We start from the raw sequence: 8599 nt of genomic DNA, 5'->3' as shown, positions 1-8599 counted from the left end.
ACCTGGCCCTGGGCCGCGTCCTGCTGGCCCTGCTGCCCCGCACCCCGGACCCCGCCGAGCGCACGGCCCTGGCCGAACAGGCCGCGGCCCGGCTGGCCGCGGCCCTGACCGCCACGCCCGCCGCCCCCGGCCGCACCGGCCCGGGCGCCGCCCCCGTACGGGTGGAGCTCGCCGACGCGCTGCGCCACCTCCCCGGCCGACTGGAGGAGGCCGCCGGGCAGCTGGAGGCGGCCCTGGCGGAGGCGGGCGGCGACCCGGAGCTACGGGTGGCCGCCCTGGTGTGCCTGGCGCGCGTGCACCGGGAGCGATACGCGCGGGACGCCGACCCGGCGGCCCTGGAGGACGCGGCCGAGGCGTACGGCCGGGCCCGGCGGCTGATCCCCCGCGACGCGGAGGCCTTCGGGGAACTCCTGCCCGAGTGGGGCGACGTACTCCTGGACCGGGCCCGGGCCACCGACGGGCGGCGGTTCACCGGGGCCGCCGTACGCGTCCTGCGCGAGAGCCGGGCCGCGGTCCCGCAGTCCGACCCCGGTGCGGCCCGCCGGCTGCTGCGGCTGGCCACCGGGCTCCGGCTGCGGCACAGCTACGAGGGCGACCCGGTGGACCTGCGGGAGGCCGAGTACCTGCTGGAGCTGGCCGTCCGGCACAGCCGCGACCCGCTGGAACAGGCCCGCGTCTGGCGGGATCATGGCGACGTCCAGCAGGAGATCCACGGCCACACCCGGGCGCTGGAACGTCTCGACCGGGCGGCGGACTCCTACCGGCGGGCCTGGCGGGCCGCCCTGGAGGCGGACGTGGAGGACCGCGAGGACACGGCCGTCCAGCTGGCCGCCCGCGTACAGCAGTTGCGCGGGGACGTGCTGGAACGCCTCGCCCGGCCCCGGGCGGCCCTGGACGCCTACCGGTCGGCGCTGGAGCTGTGGACGCGGACCCGCGAGGGCGCCGCAGGGCGCTCGGAGGCGGTCCGCGCCCGGATCACGGCCCTGGAGTCCGGGCTCTGACGCCCGCGCCGAGGGCGCGGCCCGGGCCGGGGACGGCTGTTTCCACGGACCGGGGGACGGGAAAAGGAAGTGGACCATCCGGTGTGCGACGCGACAGGGGGCCCGGCGGCACATGGTGACGAAGCAGCAGGAAGTGGAGGCGACGTCCCCGGGATGTCCGGGGCGGCTGCCGGATCTCTCCGGGCTGGACCTGGCGGCGCTGCGCGGGATCGACCATCCCGTGCTGGCCGGGGTGATCGAGGGCATGGTCGAGCGGGTGACCCATCCCGCGGAGATCCTCAACGCCTTCGACTCCAGCGTGGCCTGATCCCGCATGCCTGATCCGTCCTACCTTGAAACCGAGTTGACCACTTTCCGCCGTTAGCCGGGACCGTCCCCAGGGCAGGGATGGACCGTCCGCCGGGGTGTCTCCGGGCGGTTGTCATGGGGGAGGGAGGTGCGGGGATGCGGCGAGCGGTCACGAGCGGAACCCCGCTGCCCGCACCCGGCGGCCCCGACCCCACCCCGCCCGCCGGTTCCGCCCCGCCCGCCGGCCCCGACCCCGCCCCGCCCGCCGACGCGGCGGCCGCCCAGCAGCTGCGCCACGCCCGGCACGCGCCCTGGCCCTACACCCGGCTCGACGTGGCCGCCGCGCGGGCCGCCGGTCACCGGCCCCACCCGATACGGCAGTTCGTCCTCAAGACCCGCAGCCGCTGCAACCTCGCCTGCACCTACTGCTACGTCTACGAGATGGCCGACCAGGGCTGGCGCGACCAGCCGCCCGCGATGACCCCCGCCACCATCGCCCGCGCCGCGCAGCGGATCGCCGAGCACGCCGCCGCCCACGACCTGCCCCGGATCGACCTCGTCCTGCACGGCGGCGAACCGCTGCTCTCCGCACCCGCCCAACTGGCCGCGCCCGTCGAGGCCGTACGGGCCGCCGTGGCCGGGGCCGCCCCGCGCACCCGGGTCACCGCCACCGTCCAGACCAACGGCACCCTGCTCACCCGCGGCCGCCTCGCCGCGCTGGCCGCCGCCGGGATCCGGGTCGGCGTCAGCCTCGACGGCGGGCTGCCCGCGCACAACACCCGCCGGGTGGACCACGCCGGACGGCCCGGCTTCGCGTCCGCCGCCCGCGGCCTGCGGCTGCTGGCCCGCCATCCGCAGAGCTACGCCGGGGTGCTCTGCGTCGTCGATCTCGACCAGGACCCGGTGGAGACCTACGAGTCCCTGCTCGCCTTCGCCCCGCCCAGCATCGGGCTGCTCCTGCCGCTCGCGAACTGGAGCGCCCCGCCCCCCGGCCACCTTCCGGGCCGGACCCCGTACGCGGACTGGCTCCTCGCCGTCTTCGAGCGCTGGTGGCACGACGGCGTACGGCGCACCCGGATCCGGCTCTTCGAGGAGATCATCGCCCTGTTGCTCGGCCTGCCCACCGCCACCGAGACCCTCGGGCTCACGCCCGCCGCCACCGCCGTGATCGAGACCGACGGTTCCATCGAACAGGCCGACTCACTGAAATCCGCGTACGAGGGGGCCGCCGCGACCGGGATGACCCTCGACACCCACAGCTTCGACCAGTTCCTCGACCACCCCGGACTCGCCGCCCGCCAGCTCGGCCGGGAAGCGCTCGCCGCCCGGTGCCGCGCATGCGAGCTGGTCGACGTGTGCGGTGGAGGGCACTACCCGCACCGCTACCGCGCCGACGAGGGCTTCCGCCGGCCGTCCGTGTACTGCGCCGACCTCCAGCGGCTGATCCGGCACATCGCCGCCGCCGTCCAACGGGCCGCGCAGACCACCCGGACCGCCGCCGAAGCCGCAATCACCGAAGCCCCCGCCATCCGAGCCCCCGCCGCCGAAGCCCCGGCCGTCCACCCCCCGGCCACCCGAGCTCCCGCCGCCGAAGCCCCCGCCGTCCACCCCCCGGCGGTCGCCTCATGACCGACGCCCTCACGGCCTTCACCGTCTCCTCGCCCACCCTGCGCGCCCTCGCCTCCACCGAGCCCTCCATGGAGGGCACCCGCCTGGTCCGCGACGTACGCCGATCCAAACGCCTGCTCCTGCTGCGCGCGGTCCTCGACGCCGCCCCCAAGGGCCGCTCCGGGGAGACCGCCGACCACTGGGCCCTGCTGGAGGAGGCCGAGCGCCGCGACGCGGGCGCCGTGCGCGACGTACTGCACTACCCCGCCACCGGGGTGTGGGCCGAGGAGACCCTGCGCCGGCTGCACGCCCCCTGCGGGCCCCCGCCCGACCTCGGACACCTCGGGGCCCTCGCCGTCGCCGCTGCGCTGCGCGCCGGGATCCCCTTCAGCCACACCCTGCGCCCCCTGCACGGCCGGCTGGTCCTGCCCACCCTCGGACTGCTGCGCCCGGACCGCCCCGGCCCGCTCGCCCTCTCCGAACACTCCTGGGACCCCGACGACCCCGCCACCGTGCCCCTGCACGCCCTGCCCGGCGGCCGGACCGCCCTCGACGACCTCGACCCCTACCGGGCACCCGGCCCCGCGCAGCCCGCCCCGGTGCGCCCCGCCCGCCGGCTCACCCCCAAGGGACACAAGCGGTGGGACACCCAGTGGTCCGGCGCGCTCACCCTGCTCCAGCGCTACGACACCATCCGCGCGCAGGAGACCGTCCAACTGCTGCGCTCCGTCGTACCGCTGGCCGGCGGCTCCCGCTCCAGCGGCGCCACCCTCCCCGCGGCCGCAGGCTCCGTACTGGCCCGCGCACAGGCCCCGCCCGCGCTCGCCGCGACCCTCGTCCACGAGGTCCAGCACGGCAAACTGACGGCCCTCACCGACGTCCTGACCCTGCACACCGCCGACCACACGGCCCGCCACTGGGCCCCCTGGCGCAGCGACCCGCGCCCCCTGGAGGGCCTGCTGCAGGGCGCCTACGCCCACCTCGCCCTCGCCGGGTACTGGCAGCGCGCCGCCCTCTACGGGGCCCGCGGCGCCTGGGCCCAGCACGCCCGTATCCGCGCCCAGGTGGCAGCCGTCCTGCCCACCCTGCGGGCGCACGAGTCACTGACCGCCGCCGGACGGGAGTTCACCGACGCGATGGGGGCCGCCGAACGCGCCATGGACGACCTGCCGCCGCCCGGCGACCAGCACACCGCGGCCCGCCGGGCCGTCGACCGTGAACGCCGCGCCTGGTGCGAGGCACATCCCGAACTCGCCCCGTTCGCACAAGGCTGACGGACCGTCCGCTGCGGTACCTTTCAAGCCCGTCCACCGCCCGGATTCCAGGGAGACGGCCCGATGACCACCGGTAGTCGCCAGGACCGTGAACCGGCGGCGCAGCAGCCGCCCCAGCCGCCCCAGCCGCAGCGATTCGTCATCAGCTTCGCGGGATTCAACCGCCCCTGGGCCGTGTGGATCGCGTACCGCCTGGAGGAGCACGGCCACCGCGTCGCACTCCAACGCTGGGACCCGCAGAACAGCTCCGGCATCGACCAGGCCCTCGACGACCTGGCCCGCTCCGGCAGCCGGGTCCTCCTCGTCCTCAGCGAGCGCTACTTCTCCGCCGGCACCCACACCGACGAGCAGTGGAACACCGCCCTGCGCGCCGTCACCGACCGCCACCCCGACCGGTTCGCGGCGGTCTGCCTCACCGACGCCCCGCTGCCCAGCGCCGTCGCCGTACTGGAGAAGACCGATCTGTGGGGCCTGGACGCGTACGAGGCCGAGTACCGCGTACTGCGCCGCCTGGAGCTGCCCACCGACCGGATCGGCACCGAGACCGGCCGCCGCGGCCCGCGGTTCCCCAACGACCCACCGGAGATCTGGGGCCGCGTCCCGCGCCGCAACCCGCGTTTCACCGGCCGCAACGACGTCATCGGCACCCTGCGCGAGGCGCTGACCGAAGCCCCGCCCGGCGCGTCCACCGTCACCCTTCTCGGGCTCTCCGGCGTGGGCAAGACCCAGGTCGCCACCGAGTACGCCTACCGCTTCGCCTCCGAGTACGACGTGGTGTGGTGGGTCCCCGCCGAGGACCGGCCCACCCTGCGCGAACGCCTCGCCGACCTGGCCCCCGCGCTCGGGCTGCCGCGCGGGGCGGGCAGCTACGGCGAGCAGATCCGGGCCGTCCTCGAAGCGCTGCGGCGCGGAAACCCGTACGGCCGCTGGCTGGTGGTCTTCGACGGCTGCGACAACCCGGACGACCTGATCGACCTGCTGCCCTCCGGCGCGGGCGATGTCATCATCACCTCACGCAACCGCGAATGGGCCGCCCGGCACACCAGCCTCGTCGAGGTCCCGCTCTACGCCCGCCCCGAATCGATCACCTTCATCCGCCGTCGGGCCCTTCGTCTGACCGCCCACGAGGCCGACCAGCTCGCCGAGGCCCTGGAGGACTACCCGCTCGCCCTCGACCAGACGGCGGGCTGGCTCGCCGACTCCCCGCTGCCGGTCGGCGACTACCTCGTCCTGCTCCGGCGCCGGATGGACTCCCGCGAGGCCGTCACGGTCTCCGAGGACTACCCGCTGCCCTTCCCCACCGCCCTCGCCATACTGCTCAACAACGTCCGGGAGAACTTCCCCGACGCCCTCGCCCTGCTCAGGCTGTTCGTCTTCTTCGCCCCCGGCCCGGTGCCGCTGCGCCTGCTGCGCGAATTCCCCGCGGACGACGTGCCCGAACAGCTCGCCGGGCTGATCAACGACCAGATCCGGTGGAACGCCGCCCTCAACAAGCTCGTCCAGTTCTCCGTCGTCCGGCTGGAGTACTCCGACCTGGCCGTGGAGGAGGGCGGCGGCGGGCTGGAGACCGTACAGCTGCACCGCATGGTTCACGGCATCGTGCGCGAGGACCTCTCCGAAGGGGAGGCCGAACCGCTGGCACGTGCCGTACGCCAGGTCCTGGCCGCCGCCGACCCCGGCCGGCCCTCCGACTCCCGTCTGTGGCCCCGGTACGCCGAACTCATCCCGCACCTGGCCACCTCCGGGGTGCTCACCAGCAGCAACCCGCGCATCCAGAACTTCCTGCTGCACTGCCTGCGCTACCTGATCCTCGCCGGCGAGTACCGCACCTGCCTGCGGCTCTCCGAAGAGACCGACCTGATCTGGCGGGCCCTGCTCGGCGAGGACCACCCCAAGGTCCGCGAACTCAGCTACCAGTACGGCGAAGCCCTCCGCAACCTCGGCCTGTTCCGGCGCGCCGAGACCCTGACCCGCGCCCGCGCCGACCGGCTCGCGGGGGAACGCGGCGACCGTGACCTGGAAACCCTGCGCGCCACCAGCTCGTACGGCGGGGTCCTGCTGTGCATCGCCCGCTTCGAACCGGCCCGTCAGATCTTCGAGCACTGCCTGGCGACCTACCGCGAACTCCTCGGCGAGGACGACTCCACCACCCTCGCCGCCCAGAACAACCTGGCCGCCACCTACCGCCTCCTCGGCCGCTACCAGGACGCCTACGACCTCGACCTGGACACCCTGCGCCGCCGCGAACGGGTCCTGAGAACCCACCACATCTCCACCCTCTCCTCCGGGATCGCCTGCGCCATGGGCCTGCGGCTGATGGGCCGCTACCACGAGGCCCAGACCCGGCAGGAACAGGGCGTGAAGATCAACACGCAGGTGCTGGGCCTGGAACACCCGCAGACCCTGCGCGCCGAGCACAACCTCGGGATGTGCCTGCGCCGATCCGGCGACATCCCCGGCGCGGGCCTGCGGCTGCGGACCGTGTGGGAGCGGGCCACCAGGGTGTTCGGGGCGGACTACCCGTGGACCCTGATGGTCGCCTCCGACTACGCCACCTACCTCAGGGAGTACGGGGACGTCGGCGAGGCCCGCCGGATCTCCGAGGACGTGGTCCGCGGCTACCAGTCCCAGCTCGGCCTCGCCCACCCGTACAGCATCGGCACGGTCGGCAACCTCGGCCTCGTCCTGCGGGCCCAGGGCGAACGCAGGGCAGCCCTCTCCCTCGCCGAGCAGGCGCTGGTGGGCATGCGCGGCGCACTCGGCGACCGGCACCCCTGGACGCTCGGCTGCGCCCTGAACGCCACCGGGCACCGGAACATCACCGGGCGGCTGGAGGACGCGCTGGACCTGAGCCGGGAGACGCTGCGCACGGCCGAACAGGTGCTGGGCCCGGACCACCCGATGTCCCTGAGCGCCCAGATCGCCCTGGCGGCGGACCTCCGGTCGGTACGGGAACACGAGGAGGCGGCGAAACACGAGGACGCGGGCATCAAGGGCCTGACCCGCACGCTGGGCGCGCAGCACGTCCACACGATCTCGGCGAAGCAACAGACCAGGCCGTACTGGGACTTCGAACCCCAGCCGTAGGGGGCGTACGAAGCCCCGCGCGGGCGGCTTCGTAGCGCGCGGGCACAGTACGGGACCACCCGGGCGGGGCCGCCGTGCGGCGGGCCCGGTACGGGACCCACGCACGGGGACTTCACCCCCGCGGCCCCACCGCCCCCGCTCGGCGGCTGCCCACCCGCCTCCCTCGGCGCCGGGGCGGGGCCCTTCCCGAGGCGGGCCCACGGGAGCGGCCCCCCGGGTCGGGGGAAGCGCACCAGACCGCTAGTGCAGATGGACCCGCCGCCGGCCGGCGACCAGGACCGGCCGTTCATGATGATGTCCGCCGCATTCACCCGGGCCACGGGTCTCGAGGTCGCCGCGTTCTGGTCGCACCTGCGGGGCCGGCGGGGGCGCCTGCTCGAAGCGCCTTCCCCGGCCTTACAGGCAGTGACGTTCCTCCCCTGAGTACGCCAGGCGCGAGGCAGTCGGTCGTCAGACCTTGCACTGGTGCTGTTCGGCCCGCAGCGCAAGCTCGCCGCGCTCGCGGCGGGCCGCGTCGGCCTCCTCGCGCACCGTGTCGAGACGCTCCTCCAGCTGGGCGACCCGCTCGCGGTAGCGCTCCAGCTCGGCACGTACGAACTCCACGTCGGCCACCTGCTGCGCGGTCTCCTGGCGGACCTTCTCGGTCTCCTCCTGGAACCGGTGCTTGGCCACGTCCAGTTGGGCGAGGGCGAGGTCCGCGGCCTCCTCCGCCAGCGCGGTGCGCTGCTCGGCGTCCAGGGTCCGACGGTCCGCGGCCCTGGTCGCGGTCCGGATGCGCGCCTCGGCGGCGGCCGAGTCCGTGATGATCGCCAGTTCCTCGATGTAGCCGGGCAGGTCCGTGGCCAGCTGGGAGATGAGCGCCACGAGGTCCTCGCGGGTGCCTGAGGCGTCCTTGCCCTCCGGCGCGGCTTCCCCGGCGGTCCACATGGTGGCTTGCGTCGTGTGATCCACGGGGGCGCCGGCCGCCTTGGCCGCCTTCTTGGCCTCGGCCGCCTGGCGTTTCTCGTCCTTGCGCTGCTGGCGCTTGGCACGGAACGTGCGGAACGCACCCAGTGCGTTGTGGTCGGGGTGAGCGCAGTAGCGGGGTGCGGGGTTGTCGGCCGTCGGCGCCTCGGGATGGTTCGTGCACTCCGGGTAAGCGCAGAGGGGGAGCGTCTCGACCGTCATCTTTTCTGCCTTCCAGTGACGTTGCGGGTTCCTCGGGTGCGGCTTGTGCCGACCTGTCGCACTCGGGGATGTACGAACACGCTGGAGGCGGATGGGGACTTGGGGGCGTCCCCAGGGGGTGGCGTCACGGATCCGTAAGATCATCGGCCGGCCCGGGGCGAGACGCCGGAAGGC

5 protein-coding genes and 1 pseudogene are annotated in these 8599 nt (G+C 74.7%); 5 read left to right on the top strand and 1 reads right to left on the bottom strand.

Going from position 1 to position 8599, the window contains the following annotated elements:
* The 5 genes and pseudogenes from ACWGIU_RS20970 to fxsT all read left to right on the top strand — a co-directional run.
* Nucleotides 1–1001: pseudogene (locus ACWGIU_RS20970) on the top strand (SAV_2336 N-terminal domain-related protein); the annotation flags it as partial.
* Nucleotides 1002–1113: 112 nt separating this feature from the next.
* Nucleotides 1114–1308 (top strand): FxSxx-COOH cyclophane-containing RiPP peptide, encoded by a 195-nt coding sequence (gene fxsA, locus ACWGIU_RS20965; protein ID WP_453707931.1) that lies wholly within the window; start codon nucleotides 1114–1116, stop codon nucleotides 1306–1308.
* 137 nt (nucleotides 1309–1445) lie between these two features.
* Nucleotides 1446–2918: an FxsB family cyclophane-forming radical SAM/SPASM peptide maturase gene (locus ACWGIU_RS20960; protein ID WP_453707929.1), complete on the top strand. Its 1473-nt coding sequence runs from the start codon at nucleotides 1446–1448 to the stop codon at nucleotides 2916–2918.
* Complete coding sequence (locus ACWGIU_RS20955; protein WP_453707927.1) at nucleotides 2915–4171, top strand: aKG-HExxH-type peptide beta-hydroxylase; 1257 nt, start codon at nucleotides 2915–2917, stop codon at nucleotides 4169–4171. Before ACWGIU_RS20960 ends, ACWGIU_RS20955 begins: the two co-directional genes overlap by 4 nt.
* A gap of 63 nt (nucleotides 4172–4234) precedes the next feature.
* Entirely contained in the window at nucleotides 4235–7258 is a 3024-nt protein-coding gene (fxsT, locus tag ACWGIU_RS20950; RefSeq protein ID WP_453707925.1) for an FxSxx-COOH system tetratricopeptide repeat protein, read from the top strand.
* Between the two features lie 450 nt (nucleotides 7259–7708).
* Here fxsT and ACWGIU_RS20945 read toward each other — a convergent pair whose 3' ends face one another.
* Nucleotides 7709–8425, bottom strand: coding sequence for a hypothetical protein (locus tag ACWGIU_RS20945; RefSeq protein ID WP_453707923.1), 717 nt, complete (start codon nucleotides 8423–8425; stop codon nucleotides 7709–7711).
* Nucleotides 8426–8599 lie beyond the last annotated feature (174 nt).

It is taken from the genome of Streptomyces sp. NPDC054840 (assembly GCF_053611065.1).
This window is presented reverse-complemented; position numbering and strand designations above follow the sequence as displayed.